The 15102-nt window shown below is 65.7% G+C and carries 14 protein-coding genes and 1 pseudogene; 8 read left to right on the plus strand and 7 right to left on the minus strand.

Going from position 1 to position 15102, the window contains the following annotated elements:
• Positions 1–75: 75 nt before the first annotated feature.
• Positions 76–960, minus strand: coding sequence for a methylisocitrate lyase (prpB, locus tag ACVOLI_RS08500; protein WP_282265849.1), 885 nt, complete (start codon positions 958–960; stop codon positions 76–78).
• Positions 961–1082: 122 nt separating this feature from the next.
• On the opposite strand from prpB, the gene ACVOLI_RS08505 reads away from it, so the two are divergent.
• Positions 1083–2306 carry a citrate/2-methylcitrate synthase gene (locus ACVOLI_RS08505; RefSeq protein WP_481534266.1) on the plus strand — a complete coding sequence of 408 codons (1224 nt, stop codon included), beginning with the start codon at positions 1083–1085 and terminating at the stop codon, positions 2304–2306.
• Positions 2307–2485: 179 nt separating this feature from the next.
• Here the strand turns inward: ACVOLI_RS08505 and ACVOLI_RS08510 are convergent, their stop codons facing one another.
• From ACVOLI_RS08510 to pdxH, 4 genes are read right to left on the minus strand one after another with little or no spacing between them, the layout of a single operon-like run.
• Positions 2486–3289, minus strand: a complete 804-nt coding sequence (locus tag ACVOLI_RS08510) for a cobalamin-binding protein (protein WP_481534267.1) — start codon at positions 3287–3289, stop codon at positions 2486–2488.
• Positions 3286–3630 carry a YqfO family protein gene (locus ACVOLI_RS08515; protein ID WP_481534268.1) on the minus strand — a complete coding sequence of 115 codons (345 nt, stop codon included), beginning with the start codon at positions 3628–3630 and terminating at the stop codon, positions 3286–3288. The genes ACVOLI_RS08510 and ACVOLI_RS08515 overlap by 4 nt, the downstream gene beginning before the upstream one ends.
• On the minus strand, positions 3630–4091 hold the full coding sequence (aac(6'), locus tag ACVOLI_RS08520) for an aminoglycoside 6'-N-acetyltransferase (RefSeq protein WP_481534269.1): 462 nt from the start codon (positions 4089–4091) through the stop codon (positions 3630–3632). Before aac(6') ends, ACVOLI_RS08515 begins: the two co-directional genes overlap by 1 nt.
• Positions 4088–4687 carry a pyridoxamine 5'-phosphate oxidase gene (gene pdxH / locus ACVOLI_RS08525; RefSeq protein ID WP_481508768.1) on the minus strand — a complete coding sequence of 200 codons (600 nt, stop codon included), beginning with the start codon at positions 4685–4687 and terminating at the stop codon, positions 4088–4090. The genes aac(6') and pdxH overlap by 4 nt, the downstream gene beginning before the upstream one ends.
• A gap of 42 nt (positions 4688–4729) precedes the next feature.
• Between pdxH and ACVOLI_RS08530 the strand changes: the two genes are divergently transcribed.
• Positions 4730–5563: a kinase gene (locus tag ACVOLI_RS08530; protein WP_296249395.1), complete on the plus strand. Its 834-nt coding sequence runs from the start codon at positions 4730–4732 to the stop codon at positions 5561–5563.
• A gap of 136 nt (positions 5564–5699) precedes the next feature.
• Here ACVOLI_RS08530 and ACVOLI_RS08535 read toward each other — a convergent pair whose 3' ends face one another.
• Positions 5700–5903 carry a dodecin family protein gene (locus tag ACVOLI_RS08535; protein ID WP_282265844.1) on the minus strand — a complete coding sequence of 68 codons (204 nt, stop codon included), beginning with the start codon at positions 5901–5903 and terminating at the stop codon, positions 5700–5702.
• Positions 5904–6002: 99 nt separating this feature from the next.
• On the opposite strand from ACVOLI_RS08535, the pseudogene ACVOLI_RS08540 reads away from it, so the two are divergent.
• The 6 genes and pseudogenes from ACVOLI_RS08540 to mdtD all read left to right on the plus strand — a co-directional run.
• Positions 6003–6527 (plus strand): annotated as a pseudogene (locus ACVOLI_RS08540) (shikimate kinase); the annotation flags it as partial.
• A gap of 15 nt (positions 6528–6542) precedes the next feature.
• Positions 6543–7652 (plus strand): 3-dehydroquinate synthase, encoded by a 1110-nt coding sequence (gene aroB / locus ACVOLI_RS08545; protein ID WP_481534285.1) that lies wholly within the window; start codon positions 6543–6545, stop codon positions 7650–7652.
• A gap of 294 nt (positions 7653–7946) precedes the next feature.
• Positions 7947–8198 carry a WGR domain-containing protein gene (locus ACVOLI_RS08550; protein WP_282265842.1) on the plus strand — a complete coding sequence of 84 codons (252 nt, stop codon included), beginning with the start codon at positions 7947–7949 and terminating at the stop codon, positions 8196–8198.
• A gap of 60 nt (positions 8199–8258) precedes the next feature.
• A complete protein-coding gene (hemE, locus tag ACVOLI_RS08555; RefSeq protein ID WP_481534270.1) occupies positions 8259–9332 on the plus strand; it encodes a uroporphyrinogen decarboxylase in 1074 nt (357 codons plus the stop codon).
• A gap of 75 nt (positions 9333–9407) precedes the next feature.
• Positions 9408–10046, plus strand: a complete 639-nt coding sequence (locus ACVOLI_RS08560) for a hypothetical protein (protein ID WP_481534271.1) — start codon at positions 9408–9410, stop codon at positions 10044–10046.
• 64 nt (positions 10047–10110) lie between these two features.
• Positions 10111–11532 (plus strand): multidrug transporter subunit MdtD, encoded by a 1422-nt coding sequence (mdtD, locus tag ACVOLI_RS08565; protein WP_481534272.1) that lies wholly within the window; start codon positions 10111–10113, stop codon positions 11530–11532.
• A gap of 9 nt (positions 11533–11541) precedes the next feature.
• On the opposite strand, the gene ACVOLI_RS08570 is transcribed toward mdtD, so the two are convergent.
• Positions 11542–15099 (minus strand): hybrid sensor histidine kinase/response regulator, encoded by a 3558-nt coding sequence (locus ACVOLI_RS08570; RefSeq protein WP_481534273.1) that lies wholly within the window; start codon positions 15097–15099, stop codon positions 11542–11544.
• Positions 15100–15102 lie beyond the last annotated feature (3 nt).

Here is a 15102-nt window from a genome sequence, read left to right on the forward strand (position 1 = left end):
ACATTCAGCAGTAGTGGCACCGACCCTCATCCGGCGCTACGCGCCACCTTCTCCCACAGGGAGAAGGAAGTGCTGTTACTTCTTCGCAGCAAACGTCTTGTCCAGGCTGCGCTCGAATTCGTGGTAGCCAATACGGTCATACAGCTCCTCGCGGGTCTGCATGCTGTCCACCACATTACGCTGGTGGCCATCACGGCGGATGGCTTCGTAGACGTTCTCGGCCGCCTTGTTCGCTGCACGGAACGCCGACAGCGGGAACAGCTGCATCGCCACACCGGCCGAGGCCAGTTCATCACGGCTGAACAGCGGCGTCGCGCCAAATTCGGTGATGTTGGCCAGCAACGGCACCTTCACCGCGTCGGCGAAGCGCTTATAGGTCTCCAGGTCGTAGGCAGCCTCGGCAAAGATGCCGTCGGCGCCAGCTTCCACGCAGGCCAGCGCGCGCTCGATGGCCGCGTCCACGCCTTCCATCTGGATGGCATCGGTGCGGGCGATCAGGAAGAAATCCGGATCGGTCTTGGCATCGGCGGCAGCCTTCACCCGGTCGACCATTTCACCCTGCGAGACGATTTCCTTGCCCGGGCGGTGGCCACAACGCTTGGCGCCCACCTGATCCTCGATATGGCAGGCAGCAGCACCGGCCTTGATCAGCGACTTCACCGTGCGCGCGATGTTGAACGCGCTTGGGCCGAAACCGGTGTCGATATCGACCATCAACGGCAGATCGCAGACATCACTGATGCGGCGCACGTCGATCAGCACGTCTTCCATGGTGTTGATACCCAGGTCCGGCAGGCCCAGCGAGCCGGCAGCAACGCCGCCGCCGGACAGGTAGATGGCACGGTACCCGGCGCGCTTGGCCAGCAGGGCGTGGTTGGCGTTGATCGCGCCCACCACCTGCAACGGGGATTCGGCGGCCAGTGCGGCGCGGAATGCAGCGCCGGCGGAAGAACGACTCATGGGATGGCTCCTGGCTTGTGGCTGGGCGGTGGCGAGCATGCCATTCCGCTGTGACGACTAATCTGTCACCATCAGATGCATTGATCAATCTTGATTCAATAAATCAACCTATTGAATACGCCATGTCCGCCGCCCTCGATCCCGAACTGATACCCGCCAGTGAAGCCTGTGCCCTGCTCGGCATCAGCGCCGCCACGCTGTACGCCTATGTCAGCCGCGGCCTGCTCAGCTCGCGGCCCGGCACGTCGGCCCGCAGCCGGGTGTACCTGCGGGCGGAAGTCGAACGCCTGGCGCAGCGCAAGCAGGCCGGGCGCGGCGCCGAACGCGGCGCCGCGCAGAGCCTGGACCGCGGCCTGCCGGTGCTGGAAACCCGTATCTCGCTGATCCGTCCGGATGCGCCCTATTACCGGGGCCGTTCAGCCGTGGCTGCCGCGCAGGCCGGTGCCACCCTGGAAGACATCGCGCGCCTGCTATGGGAATGCGAGGAGCAGGACCCGTTCGCCGCGGCGGCCCTGCCCTCCTGGCCGCCGCGTATCGCCAGCCTGGCGCTTGATGGCAGCCTGCCGCCGGTGGAGCGCGCAATGGCCTGCATTCCGCTGCTGGCCTTGGAGCAACGCCAATCGCTCAATGCAGCAGCCTCCGTGCGCCGTGAGGTCGCTGCGATGCTGCTACGCCAGAACGCGGCGTTGCTGGTCAGCACCGAGCCCGATGCGCGGCCGGTACATCGCCTGCTCGCCGATGCCTGGATGCCGGGGGATGCGGACTTCGCCGAACTGGTGCGCTCAGCCTTGGTGCTGTGTGCCGACCACGAACTGAATGTTTCGGCGTTTGCAGCGCGCGTGGTCGCCTCCACTGGCGCACACCTGCACGCGACGGTGAGCGCTGGATTGGCTGCCCTGTCCGGCCCGCGCCATGGCGGTGCTACCGCTCGTGCACATGCCCTCCTGGTCGATGCCGAAACCAGCGGGTCACCCGCCACCTTCATCGCCGAACGCTGGCGGCGCGGTGACGAACTACCCGGTTTCAACCATCTGCTGTATCCCGATGGCGACCCACGAGGTGCGGAGGTTCTGCGTCAATTGCGCGAACTGCGCGGCGATTCATCGCGCATGCGCCATGTGGAAGCGGTTTTGGCTGCTACCGAAGAAGTCAGCGGCCAGCGGCCGAATATTGACGGGATGCTGGGGGCAATCTGTTATGTGCACGAACTGCCAGGCGCGCATGCCTTGGTGATGTTCGCTACCGCGCGCCTGACCGGCTGGCTGGCGCACGCATTGGAACAGCAGGCACTGGGTACGTTGATACGACCGCGTGCGCGCTACACCGGGTTGGCGCCGAGGGGGTGAGCTTGTGCCCCCTCCCTTTGGCCAAAGGCCAAGGGGAGGGTTGGGGAGGGGTACGCTCTTGCGGCCTTTCCAGCATCACCAGCTTCGCGGCTCATGCCGCTCCCACATCCGGTAGATGTGCCGTGATTGCAGATTGATCGGCGGCTGGGCTGTTGCGAGCTTCGCGGCTTACGCCGCTCCTACAAGGCCCCTGCCCGTTTTGACCATTGATTGATGATCTGCGCGATCGCCTGCACGCCATCGGTCAAGGCCGCCGGCCCGGGCTGCAGGATCAGCGGTGACTTGATCTCGTGCAGCTCGCCATCACGCACGGCGTTGATCGCCTCCCAGCCCGGGCGCGCAGCCACCCGCTCCGGGCGAAATTTCTTGCCGCACCATGAGCCGATGATGATGTCCGGGTTGCGCGCGATCACCGGATCACCATTGGCAAGGATGCGCGCCTTGGCCAGCGGCTCACGCGACAACTCCGGGAACACATCGATGCCGCCGGCAATCTCCACCAGCTCCGCGCCCCATTGGATGCCGGTGATGATGGGCTCATCCCATTCCTCGACATAGACGCGCGGACGCTGCGACAGCTTAGCCGCCTGCCCTTCAATTGCATCCAGGCCCCGCTGCAGTTCGTCCGCGTAGGCATTGGCACGCGCGGCCACGCCCACCAACCCGCCCAGTCGACGGATGTAGTCGATGATGCCGGCGACGCTGCGGTGGTTGGCGATCCACACTTCCACACCGTTGCGTATCAACTCGGCAGCGATATCGGCCTGGATATCGGAGAAACCAATCGCCAGGTCCGGCTTCAGCTTTAGAATCTCGCCGACCTTGGCGCTGGTGAAAGCGCTGACCTTGGGCTTGTCACGGCGTGCCTCGGGCGGCCGCACGGTGAAGCCACTGATGCCGACGATGCGGTCCTGCTCGCCGAGTGCATAAAGCGTTTCGGTCGGCTCTTCGGTCAGGCAGACAATGCGGCGCGGGCCAATCATGGTGCGGCGAACTCCGTTGTATCGACGAATACGGCAGGGCTGTTCCAGGGATGATTGGCGGCAATGCCATCATCCAGAATCCGTTGCAGCCGCTGCGGATCGCGCGCAATGCAGAACTCCAGCCGCACCGCGGACACGCGCACCAGCTCGCCCGCCCCGCCAATGGCGCTCTGCGCACCTTGCAGCACACGGAACTGCTCCTGCCCCGGCGCCGACTCCCACATGCCGTGTGCGTAGCATCCGGCAGCCAGATCGTCCACTGCAAGGATGCCCTGCTTCAGCGCCTCCAGCTGCGCCGGCGGCACGAATACGGTGATCCTGTAGATCGGATGGAGCTGCATCAGCCAATCGCCCGCAGTGGCATGTGGTAGTAGACGACTCGCTCGGTTTCAGTGAAGCCGCACGCCTCGTGCGCCGCCTGCGCCGATACATTCGCCAAGTCCGAATCCGATGCCAGCTCGGTACAGCCCTGGTCACGCGCCCATTGCGCCACAGCGTCAATCAACAAACGCCCAACACCACCCCCGCGCGCCGATGCATGCACAACCCAGCCTTCCAGAAAGCCCACCGGAGAGCCGTCGGTACCATTGACATACTCATGGCGGACACTCGCTTCAGCCATACCCAGAACCCGCCCATCGGCGGTGCAGGCAAGCAGGCAGGTGCTAGCTGCCGATTCAATCAAGTCCAGCAGGTCAACCAGTTCTGTCTCGCTGCCTGGCCACAGTTCCAAGCGCAGCTCAGCCCAGTCCTGCCAATCCCCGGCTTGGGCACGCCGCACACTGCAGCCAGCGTTGTTCACGGGAATAGCATCCGCTTGCTCCACTCGCCCGCCGCATCGGCCTCGTAGCACCAACGCTCATGCAGGCGGAAGTCAGCGCCGTACCAGAACTCGATGCGCCGCGGCACCACACGCACCCCGCCCCAACCGTCCGGACGCGGCACATCGCGGCCTTCAAAACGTGTCTCGAAGTTGGCCAGGCGCTGTTCGAACTCCTCGCGCGACGCCAATGGCTGCGACTGCACCGAGGCCCAGGCGCCAATCTGGCTCATGCGCGGGCGGCTGGCGAAGTAGGCATCGGATTCGGCAGCCGACACCAGCTGCGCATCACCTTCGATCCGCACCTGGATGCCCGCCTCGCGCAGGCTGCGCCACAGGAACAACAACGCCGTTGCCCGGTTGTCGTGCAGTTCGCGGCCCTTGCGGCTGTCCAGGTGGGTATAGAACACAAAGCCGCGCTCGTCGAAGGCCTTCAGCAACACCGTGCGCGCCGACGGGCGGCCATCGATGTCAGCGGTGGCAACCGTCATCGCGGTGGCATCGATCTCCTTGCCAGCCTTGGCCTCTTCAAACAATGCGGCGAAAGTCGAAAGCGCTTCTGCGTAAAGATTGGTCATGGTCCTGCTTCGTAGGGCACGTGTTTGGGCTATTGTGGCGGCATGTCCCCCGTTCCGCACAGTTTTTCCCAACGCCGCTTTGCGCCGACACTGGTTGCACAGGCGTTGGACGATGCGCTGGCCAGTACCAACGGCACGCCGGTACTGGCAATCAGTGGTGTGCAAGGCAGTGGCAAGTCCACGCTGGCCGCGCAGATCGTGGACCTGGCGCGCACGCGCGGCCTGTGCGCGGCGGCGGTGTCCATCGACGACACCTACCTGACCCGCGCGCAACGGCAGCGGCTTGCCGATCGCGTGCATCCCTTGCTTGCCACGCGTGGGCCGCCGGGCACGCATGACCTGGCACTGGCGATGGCCACGCTGGATGCGGCCAAGGCCGGGCAAGGCTTCCTGCTGCCGCGCTTTGACAAGCTCGCCGATGAACGGGTGCCGGAAGCACAGTGGAAGAAGATCGAGCAACCGCTGGACCTGCTGGTGTTCGAGGGCTGGTTCCTGGGCACGCCGGCGGAAGCCGACGATGCGCTGCAGGTGCCCTTGAACGCACTGGAACGCGAGGCCGATGCCGACGGCCGCTGGCGGCGCTGGTGCAACCAATCACTGGCCGAGCATTACCCCGGCCTGTGGCAGCGTTTTGACCGGCTGTGGATGCTGCAACCGCCAAGCTTCGCCGTGGTCCCGCACTGGCGCTGGCAGCAGGAGCAGGCGCTGCAGCAGGCATCGCCTGGCCGCAGCAGCATGACAAGACCGCAGCTGGAGCGCTTCGTGCAGTTCTACGAGCGCATCAGTCGGCAGGCGCTGCGCACCCTGCCCGGCATCGCCGACCGGGTCATTGCCCTGGATGCACAACGACAGCCGTTGGCGGATACAGCGGACTGAGGCGACGAGGCGACCCGGCCAGCTGCAGCACAACGGTTTCGCATGAACGGCTCGACGGCGCTGGCGCCGCCGAGCCCTTGCAGATGCGTGCCCAGCCTGATCAGCGGGCACCCATCGCGCGATTACTGCAAATGCATTACTGCACCAGGAACGTGATCCGCAGGTTGACCCGCCACTCGGTGACGTTGCCGTCGCCGTCGGTGACAACCTTGGTTTCGTTGATCCACGCACCCTGGATGCCCTTGACCGTCTCGGCCACCTTCTTGATGCCGCTGCGCACCGCATCCTCGATACTGGTCTTGGAGGACGCGTTGACTTCAATGATTTTCGCCACTGACATGTCCAACTCCTTGGTTGCACCACGAACCATTCGTGGAACTGCCGAGCTTGGCTGCTACCGTGTTAAGGCACTGACACGAGGTGCTAGCATCTTCCGGTAATGAATCCCGCCCCCAATCTCATCCTGGTCGGCCCAATGGGCGCCGGCAAAACCAGCATCGGCCGTCGCCTGGCCGAGCGTTTCGGGCTGGTGTTCGTGGATGCCGACCAAGCCATCGTCGATGACGTGGGCTCCAGCATTCCGGCCATTTTCGAGAACGTCGGCGAAGCCGGCTTCCGTGCCCATGAAAAACGGGTCCTGTCACGCCTGCTGGACGGCAGCGGCCAGCTGATCTCGACCGGCGGCGGCTGTGTGCTCGACCCGGAGAACCGTGAACGCATCCGCGTCCGTGGTTTCGTGGTCTACCTGCGGGTCAGCGTGGCCTCGCAGCTGTCACGGCTGCAGCGCGACAAGACCCGCCCGCTGCTGCAACGCCCCGACCGCGAGCAGGTGCTGCACGCCATGGCGGCCATCCGCGACCCGCTGTACCGCGACGTTGCCGACCTGATCATCGATACCGACCTCTACACCCCCGCCGACGCCACCGCGCACACCGTCACACGGCTTGCCGCGCAATGGCAGATCCTGGAACCGACCCGCATGACCGCTCCCACCCGCACCGTCGCCGTCGGCGGCGAACACCCCTACCAGATCCATATCGGCCCTGGCCTGTTGTCGCAGGCACAGACGCTGGTCGGCGCCATCCGTGGCCGCCATGTGCTGCTGGTCAGCGACGACACCGTCGCACCGCTGTACCTGGCCAAGGTACAGACCGCGCTGTTGGCAGCCCGACCCGACCTGAAGATCGGCCAGCACATCATCCCGGCCGGCGAGGCCTCCAAGACGCTGGACAACTTCGGCGGCGCGATCAACGCGCTGGCAAGCCTCGGCGCCACCCGCGACGCCTGCGTGCTGGCGCTGGGCGGCGGCGTGGTCGGCGACCTGGCCGGCTTTGCTGCGGCCTGCTGGATGCGCGGCGTGGACTGCGTGCAGTTGCCCACCACCCTGCTGTCGATGGTCGACTCCTCGGTCGGCGGCAAGACCGCGGTGGATATCCCGCAGGGCAAGAACCTGGTCGGTGCCTTCCATCCGCCGCGTGCGGTCGTCGCGGATACCGCTGCGCTGCGCACCCTGCCGGCACGTGAGCTGCGGGCCGGCCTGGCCGAGGTGATCAAGTACGGCGCCATCCGCGATCCGCTGTTCTTCCAGTGGCTGCAGGCAGAACGCCAGGCCCTGCTGGCCGGCGACGACGGCGCGCTGGCCCAGGCCATCGCCCGCAGCTGCGAGCACAAGGCCGAGATCGTCGAACGTGACCCGCTGGAGAAGGGTGAACGCGCCCTGCTCAACCTCGGCCACACCTTCGGCCATGCGATCGAGACCGCGCAGGGTTACGGCGCGCCGGGCAATGACAACCTCAATCACGGCGAGGCGGTAGCGGTTGGCATGGTGCTGGCGGCCAGGCTGTCGGCGGCGCTGGGCATGGCCGATGCGGCCGATACCGAGGTTCTGCGCGAGCTGCTGGAGGCTTACGGCCTGCCGACGAACATCCCCGCAGGCCTGGATGCCGAGGCGCTGCTTGGGCATATGCGGCTGGACAAGAAGAACATCGCCGGGCGCCTGCGACTGGTGCTGTGGCGCGGCATCGGCAAGGCCGAGGTGGTGCCGGATGTGGATGAGGCGGCGGTGTTGGACGTGCTGCGGCAGGGCTGAGCGGGAAGTCGACCATTGCGCTCTGAAGCCCCTCTCCCTGCGGGGTGAAAGGGCAGCTTGCGAACCACTGGTTCGCTGCCCATTGAACGCCCTTGCGCTGGCGCAAGGGCCGGGGCGCGTAGCGGGGGTTGGGGTGAGGGTCCGTGCAAAGCCTGACGGCGTCAAAAGAGCGCAAGGCTTCGCCCGCACCCTCATCCGCCCTTCGGGCACCTTCTCCCGAAGGGAGAAGGATGGGGCGGGCTTCACCCGCCCCAAAACCAGCCCAAAACCCGCACACCGGCTACAATCGCCGCCATGCGCGTCCTACTGCAACAGCCGCCCAGCGGCAAAGAAGCCCCCCGCTACGTTCAACTGTCCCTGGTGCCGGATCTGCTCGGCGGCTGGGAGTTGCTGCGCGAGAGCGGCCAGACCGGTGGCCGCATCCAGTTGCGCCGCGAGCTTTTCCTGCAGCACGACGACGCCATCCACGCCTTCGAAAAGGCCCGCGATGGCCAGATCAAGAAAGGCTTCCAGGTGATGTTCACCGCCGGCCAGCCCGCGCCCTGAATCCCGCATTCCCTGCAGGTGCGCCGCAGCGCGCCTGCGGTTCTTACCCAGGAGTTCCATGTGACCAGCCCACTTCGCAATGACCGCTTCCTGCGCGCCCTGCGCCGCGAGCCCGTGGACTACACCCCCGTCTGGCTGATGCGCCAGGCCGGCCGCTACCTGCCCGAATACCGCGCCACCCGCGCCCGCGCCGGCAGCTTCCTGGGCATGGCCAAGAATCCGGAAGTCGCCTGCGAAGTGACCCTGCAGCCGCTGGAACGCTTCGACCTGGATGCCGCGATCCTGTTCTCGGACATCCTCACCGTGCCGGACGCCATGGGCCTGGGTCTGTACTTCGTCGACGGCGAAGGCCCCAAGTTCAAGCACCCGGTGCGTGATGCCGCCGCGGTCGCCAAGCTCGCGGTGCCGGACATGGAAACCGAGCTGCGCTATGTGATGGATGCAGTGCGCCTGATCCGCCGCGAGCTCGACGGCAAGGTGCCGCTGATCGGTTTCTCCGGCAGCCCGTGGACCTTGGCCTGCTACATGATCGAAGGCGGCGGCAGCAAGGATTTCGCCCGCATCAAGGCAATGGCGCTGAACGAGCCCAAGGCCCTGCACCAGCTGCTGGACGTGGTGACCGACGCGGTCATCGCCTACCTGTCGGCGCAGCGCGCGGCCGGTGCGCAGGCCCTGCAGGTGTTCGACACCTGGGGCGGCGTGCTCGGTCCGGCGATGTACCGCGAGTTCTCGCTGCGTTACCTCAACCGCATCGCCAGCGAGCTCAAGCGCGGCGACGGCGCCGAGCGCACCCCGCTGATCCTGTTCGGCAAGGGCACCGGCCAGTACGTCGCCGAGTTGGCCGCCAGCGGCGCGGAAGGCGTCGGCGTGGACTGGACCATCTCGCTGGAAGACGCTGCACGCGCAGCCGGCGGCAAGGTCGCACTGCAGGGCAACCTGGACCCGACCACGCTGTACGGCTCGCCCGATGCGATCAACCGCGAAGTCGGCAAGGTGCTGGAAAGCTATGCCGCTGGCAACGGTGGCTCGCGCGAAGGCCACGTGTTCAACCTGGGCCACGGCATGTCGCCGGATATGAACCCCGAGCACGTCGCCGTGCTGGTGGATGCGGTGCATCGCCTCAGCCGCCGCTGAGGTCCGAAGGCCCGGAAGCTTGACTTCAATCTTCCGGGCCCGGACGCTGGGCGCCCCTCATCAGGCCCGCGTCCCATGTCCAAACGTTGCAAGTCACTGCTGCTCGCACTGGCAATCGCTGCGCCGGTTGCAGCAATCGCTGCACCGCCGCCACTGCAGTTGGGCGAGGATGACTTCCCGACGCTGGCCGCGTTTCCTGAAGTCGCACAGCTGACCATCTTCAGCACCGGACCGATGGAATTCCCGACCAGCTGCAAACAGATCCGCATTGCGCGAGCAGAAGAAATCGCACCTCGCTGGCGGCCGTACATCACCCGCCTTTCGCTCGACCGCTGCAGCACCGAATCCGTCGGCACCGATGCCATGCAGGACACCTCGTACGATGCCAGCGCCCGGATCAGGCCCGGCTTGGTGACCCTGTACGGATTGCCGGTGACCGAGACGCGCGAAACGCTGGCCGAAATGTACGGCAACCGCACGCTGGTGCTTGCGGTTCCGCTGCAGGAGGCGTTGGAGAAAATACGTCCGATCAGCGAGCGCAACTGTGCACCGGTGGCGCGCAACAACCCCGGCATCCCAACCAACTGCAAGATGGAACGCATCGACGAGGACAGCTGGAGCATCACCATCGGTGAACTCAACTCCACCATCATGCTGAGCCGGAACCCCGATGATTCCGGATCAACCCTGTACACCATTGGCGGCGGCGACTGATCTACGCAACATCTGCACACGCATCGGAGGACAATAAGCGCCTGCTCCAGTGCGAGTCGTCTTGATGCCCCCAGCTCCCCCCATCCCGCAGCCTGCCAGTTCCGCCCAGAAGCCGCTGCTATGGCTGGTGTCGCTGGCCATCTTCATGCAGATGCTGGATTCGACCATCGTCAACACGGCCTTGCCGGCGATGGCGCGCAGCCTCGGCGAGAGCCCGCTGCAGATGCAGTCGGTGGTGTTCAGCTACGCGCTGGCGGTGGCTACCTTCATTCCCGCCTCGGGCTGGATCGCCGACCGCTTCGGCACGCGTCGCACCTTCCTCGCCGCGATCGTGCTGTTCACCCTGGGCTCGCTGGCCTGCGCACTGTCACCCACGCTGCAATGGCTGGTGGCCTCACGCGTGCTGCAGGGCATTGGCGGCGCGATGTTGCTGCCGGTCGGCCGTCTGGCGGTAATGCGTTCGGTGCCGCGCGAACAGTTCCTGTCGGCGATGAGCTTCATCGCCATCCCCGCGCTGATCGGCCCCCTGCTGGGCCCGACCCTCGGCGGCTGGCTGGTGGAAGTCGCCTCCTGGCATTGGATCTTCCTGATCAATCTGCCGATCGGCATCATCGGCTTCGTCGCCGCGCTGAAGATCATGCCCGACCACTACGGCCAGCGGAATCAACGCTTCGACCTGGCCGGCTATGTGATGCTGGCGTTCGGCATGATTGCCTTGTCACTGGCATTGGATGGTGTGTCAGCGCTCAACTCGGCGCATGCACTGGTGCTGCTGCTGGCAGTGGTTGGCATCGCCGCATTGGCCGGTTACTGGCTGCATGCGGCCAACGCCGCCAATGCGCTGTTTCCGCTGAGCCTGTTCAAGGTGATCAGCTTCCGCATCGGCATCCTCGGCAACCTGTTTTCGCGCATCGGCAGCGGAGCGATGCCGCTGCTGATTCCGCTGCTGTTGCAGGTCGGCATGGGCCTGAGCCCGATGACCGCAGGCATGATGATGATTCCGGTCGCCCTGTCCGGCATGGCCGCCAAGCGCGCAGCGGTGAGTCTGGTGGAGCGCTTTGGCTACCGCCGCATCCTGATGATCAACACCGTCTGCGTCGGCCTGGCGATGGCCAGTTTCGCGCTGATCACCGCCGAGCAGCCGCTGTGGTTGCGACTGACTCAACTGGCGATCTTCGGCGCGGTCAATTCGATGCAGTTCACCGTGATGAACACCGTCACCCTGCGCGACCTGGACACGCACCAGGCCAGCAGCGGCAACAGCTTGTTGTCGATGGTGATGATGCTCGCCACCGGTTTTGGCGCGGCCACCGCCGGCAGCCTGCTGGCGGCCTTTGGCAATCATTTGAGCGGCCACGGCGCGACCGCAGCACTGCATGCCACCTTCCTCTGCGTCGGGGCGATCACCCTCAGCTCGACCTTGGTGTTCTGGCAGCTGCCCGACAACCGCCCGCACCCGCGGGCGGTGGAAGAAGTTGCCGAGTAAGCGCGCCCTTCAGTCGGGCGCGGCCTGCGCCTGCTGCCGGCGCTGCGCCTCCAATACGCCAGCGATAGCCTCCAACAACACCTGCGCGGTCACCGGCTTGCGCAGGAAGTCGGCAAACCCGGCCTCACGTGCCAGCGGCTCGGCCTCGGCATCAGAGCGCGCGGTTACCGCGATCAACGGCATCTCGTAGCCCATTGCCTTCAATTGCCGTGCGAGCCCGAAGCCATCGATGCCGGGCAGATCCAGATCCAGCAAGGCCACATCGAACTCCTGGCTGGACAGTTCGGCCAATGCTGCCAGGCCATGCGCGGCATGCACCGCGCTATGCCCGTGCACTTCCAGCAAGCCACGGATCACCGCAGCAATCGTCGGGTCGTCCTCCACCAGCAGCACCCGCTGCGCCGGCAAGTTCATCCACGCGTCGCTGGTGGCATCATCGTCCATCGAGGTCGGCGGCACTTCCCAGGCCAGCGGCAGGTCGACGATGAAACAGGTGCCCTCCCCCAGACTGCTCTCCACATCGATGCTGCCGCCCATCGCCACGCTCAACTCGTTGCAGATGGCCAAGCCCAGACCGCTGCCACCATAGCGCGCGGCGGTGCGCGCGCCATCGGCCTGCTCAAAGCGACGGAACAGGCGCTGCTGCTGCTCGGCGCTGATACCCGGACCGGTGTCACTGACCTCGAAACGGACACCCTTGCCACCCTCCTGCAGGCGCACGCGCAGGCTCACCGAACCATGGCTGGTGAACTTGATCGCATTACCAAGCAGGTTGAGCAGTATCTGCCGCAAACGCATCACATCGCCAATCAGGCGCGTGCGTGGCGCTGCAGCGCTGTCGAATTCGAATGCCAGCCCGCGCCGCTGCGCCAGCGGTTCCATCAGGCCGCGCACGTCTTCCAGCAACTGCCGCAGCTCCAGGGGCTGATTCTGCAGCTCCAGTCGCCCGGCTTCGATACGGGCAAGATCCAGCGCATCGTTGACCAGTCGCAGCAGGTGTTCACCCGCCCGGCGGATCGACTGCGTATAGCCACGCTGGCGCTCGTCCAGCGGTGTCGCCAGCAACAGTTCGCTCATGCCCAGCACCCCGGTCATCGGCGTGCGCACCTCATGGCCGAGCGTGGCAAGGAAGCGGGTCTTGGCCAGGGACGCCTGCTCGGCCAGCTCCTGCTTGTGTCGCGCCAGCTGCCATTCATTGCGGCGGCGCAGACGCCGCTGGTACAGCCAGGCACCACTCAATATCAGCGCAACAGCTATCACGAGGAAAGTCATCACCCCGGCCGGGCTGCGCGCCCATGGCGGCTGCACGCGGAAGGCCAGGGTCTGCACCGGCGACCACACATTGTCCGAAGTGGCGGCCTGTATCTCCAGCTGATAGCGCCCCGGCGGCAGCCGCGAGAACACGCGATCGCCGGACGCGCCCACGTCCACCCAGTCCGGGTCATAGCCGGCCAGGCGGAAGCGGTAGGTATTGGTCGCCGAGTCGGCGAAGGACAGCAGGCGCGCGGCAATGCGCAGGTCGCGGTCGCCGTCGAGGATCTGCAAGGGCGATTCCAGGGTGATGTCGCGTTCCTTGTCACCGCGACGCACGCTGACCCGCTCGATGATCAGCGGCGGTCGGCGGGTTGAAGGCTTCACCTGGCTGGGGTCGAACAACACCACACCATCGGGCGTGCCACCGGCCAGCTGGCCGGTGCGCGCCTGCACCAGCGAGCGACGGCGGAACTCCTGCCCAGGCAGGCCATCGTGCACGCCATACATGCGCACCGAGCGATTGGCCGGGTCAATGCGGATCAGGCCGCGCGCACTGATCGCCCATGCCACGCCTTCGGCGTCCACCAGCAGGCCGGTGGCAGCCAGCATCGGAAAGCCCTGCTCGACGCCGACGCGATCAAGCAAGGTCATACGCTGCCCATCCCACAGATAGCGATCCATGCGCCCAAGGCCGGCGATCCAGACCACACCGGTATCGGTGACGTGGAAGGTGGAGACGCGTCCTGTCGGCCCGCCCGGCACCGGCGCGAAGCGCCCCTGCTGCGACTGCCAGGCATGCAGGCCGGTGCCTGTCGCCAACCACAGCTGATCAGCGGGGCCGCATTGCATGTCCTCGATCAATGCTTCCGGCACCCCGGCCTGGCCCGGTTTCAGCTGCAGCAGCACGTGGCCATCAGCATCGCGTTGCTGCATGCCGCCGTCTTCGGAATAGATCCAGATCCGGCCACCGTTGCAGCTGCGCACGATGTCGGCATCACCGATCATCGCCGCGTCCTTGCCGTCATTGCCATGCCAGCGCTGTACGCTGCCGTCACCCGGGTCATAGCGCACCAGCGCATCCAGACTGCCTATCCAGACCTTGCCGCGGGAATCCTCAACCAACGACTGCGGCCAGTTCTTGCCATCAATCGCCTGCAGGTGATGCTGCACTTCACCGGTACCGGGGTCGAGCCGATCCAGGGCGCCGCGCGTACCCACCACCCAGATACCGCCAGAGGCCGATGGCGCCAAGGCCAATGCATAGGGATTGCGCAACGAGGATGGATCGTCCATATGCCGCGACAACACCGAGAACTGCCGCCAGCTAGGTGGCAGATGCCATAACCCGGCATTGGTGCTGGCGAACCACAGCCCGCCTTCGCGGTCCTCGTAGGCGCTGGACCAGTTGGGCTTGACCAGCCCGCGTTCCTGCGCGCTGTACAAGGGCACGTTGCGCACCACGTTGCTGCGGATGCGGCCCAGCCCGGAACGGGTATCCAGCCAGTAACTGCCATCGGCCGAATACTGCAGCATGTTGAACACATCGCCGGGCGCGGCACCTGCCCAGGTTGCCGCCTCGAAGCGCCCGTCGGCATGGCGCTGGACCACACCTTCGTTGGTGGCCACCCACAGCCGGCCTTGCTTATCAACCTTCAAGCCATTGATGCGCGGCGAAGGCAGCAGTGCATTGCTGACCCGGTCGAAGCCCGCGCCATTCCAACGCGCCAAGCCGCCCTTGGTGCCAACCCAGAGGCTGCCATCCGGGGTGACTGTCATGTAGGTCACCGACGCCGCCGGCAGGCTGTGCTCATCGCCGGCTATCGGCATGAAGCGACGGATATTGCCGTCCGGATCGAGCCGGTGCAGGCCACCGGTAGCGGTACCGAACCAGACGCTGCCATCAGGCGTGGAGGCGATGGCCCAGATCGTATTGCTGCCTATCTGCGGATAGGTCTGCTGGTCGAAGAAGGTGAACTTGAGCCGGTCCGGCGACAACATCACCAGCCCGGCGTTCTGCGTGCCAATCCACAGCCGGTTGCTTTTATCCGCGTGCAAACTCCACACCACGTTGTCGCGCAGCCCGTTCTCCGCGCGCCAGATGCGGTAATTGCGACCGTCGTAGCGGGCAAGCCCGTCACGGCTGGCCAGCCACAGGTAACCGGTGAGGTCTTCGGCAAAGGCATTGATGTTGCTGGAAGGCAGGCCGTCGGCCACGGTCAACTGCCGTGGCTGCGGTGTTGCAGGCACTTCGGCCAGTGCCACAGATGGCACCAGCAACAGTCCGCCCAGCAACAACCCTGCGAGCCATTTCATCAA

The sequence above is a fragment of the Stenotrophomonas sp. STEN029 genome (assembly GCF_056760015.1).

What these genes read in the sequence shown, in the direction of transcription:
- prpB (WP_282265849.1), bottom strand. Translation starts at nt 960, where the DNA reads ATGAGTCGTTCTTCCGCCGGCGCTGCATTCCGCGCCGCACTGGCCGCC.
- ACVOLI_RS08505 (WP_481534266.1), top strand. Translation starts at nt 1,083, where the DNA reads ATGTCCGCCGCCCTCGATCCCGAACTGATACCCGCCAGTGAAGCCTGT.
- ACVOLI_RS08510 (WP_481534267.1), bottom strand. Translation starts at nt 3,289, where the DNA reads ATGATTGGCCCGCGCCGCATTGTCTGCCTGACCGAAGAGCCGACCGAA.
- ACVOLI_RS08515 (WP_481534268.1), bottom strand. Translation starts at nt 3,630, where the DNA reads ATGCAGCTCCATCCGATCTACAGGATCACCGTATTCGTGCCGCCGGCG.
- pdxH (WP_481508768.1), bottom strand. Translation starts at nt 4,687, where the DNA reads ATGACCAATCTTTACGCAGAAGCGCTTTCGACTTTCGCCGCATTGTTT.
- ACVOLI_RS08530 (WP_296249395.1), top strand. Translation starts at nt 4,730, where the DNA reads ATGTCCCCCGTTCCGCACAGTTTTTCCCAACGCCGCTTTGCGCCGACA.
- ACVOLI_RS08535 (WP_282265844.1), bottom strand. Translation starts at nt 5,903, where the DNA reads ATGTCAGTGGCGAAAATCATTGAAGTCAACGCGTCCTCCAAGACCAGT.
- aroB (WP_481534285.1), top strand. Translation starts at nt 6,543, where the DNA reads ATGACCGCTCCCACCCGCACCGTCGCCGTCGGCGGCGAACACCCCTAC.
- ACVOLI_RS08550 (WP_282265842.1), top strand. Translation starts at nt 7,947, where the DNA reads ATGCGCGTCCTACTGCAACAGCCGCCCAGCGGCAAAGAAGCCCCCCGC.
- ACVOLI_RS08560 (WP_481534271.1), top strand. Translation starts at nt 9,408, where the DNA reads ATGTCCAAACGTTGCAAGTCACTGCTGCTCGCACTGGCAATCGCTGCG.
- mdtD (WP_481534272.1), top strand. Translation starts at nt 10,111, where the DNA reads ATGCCCCCAGCTCCCCCCATCCCGCAGCCTGCCAGTTCCGCCCAGAAG.
- ACVOLI_RS08570 (WP_481534273.1), bottom strand. Translation starts at nt 15,099, where the DNA reads ATGAAATGGCTCGCAGGGTTGTTGCTGGGCGGACTGTTGCTGGTGCCA.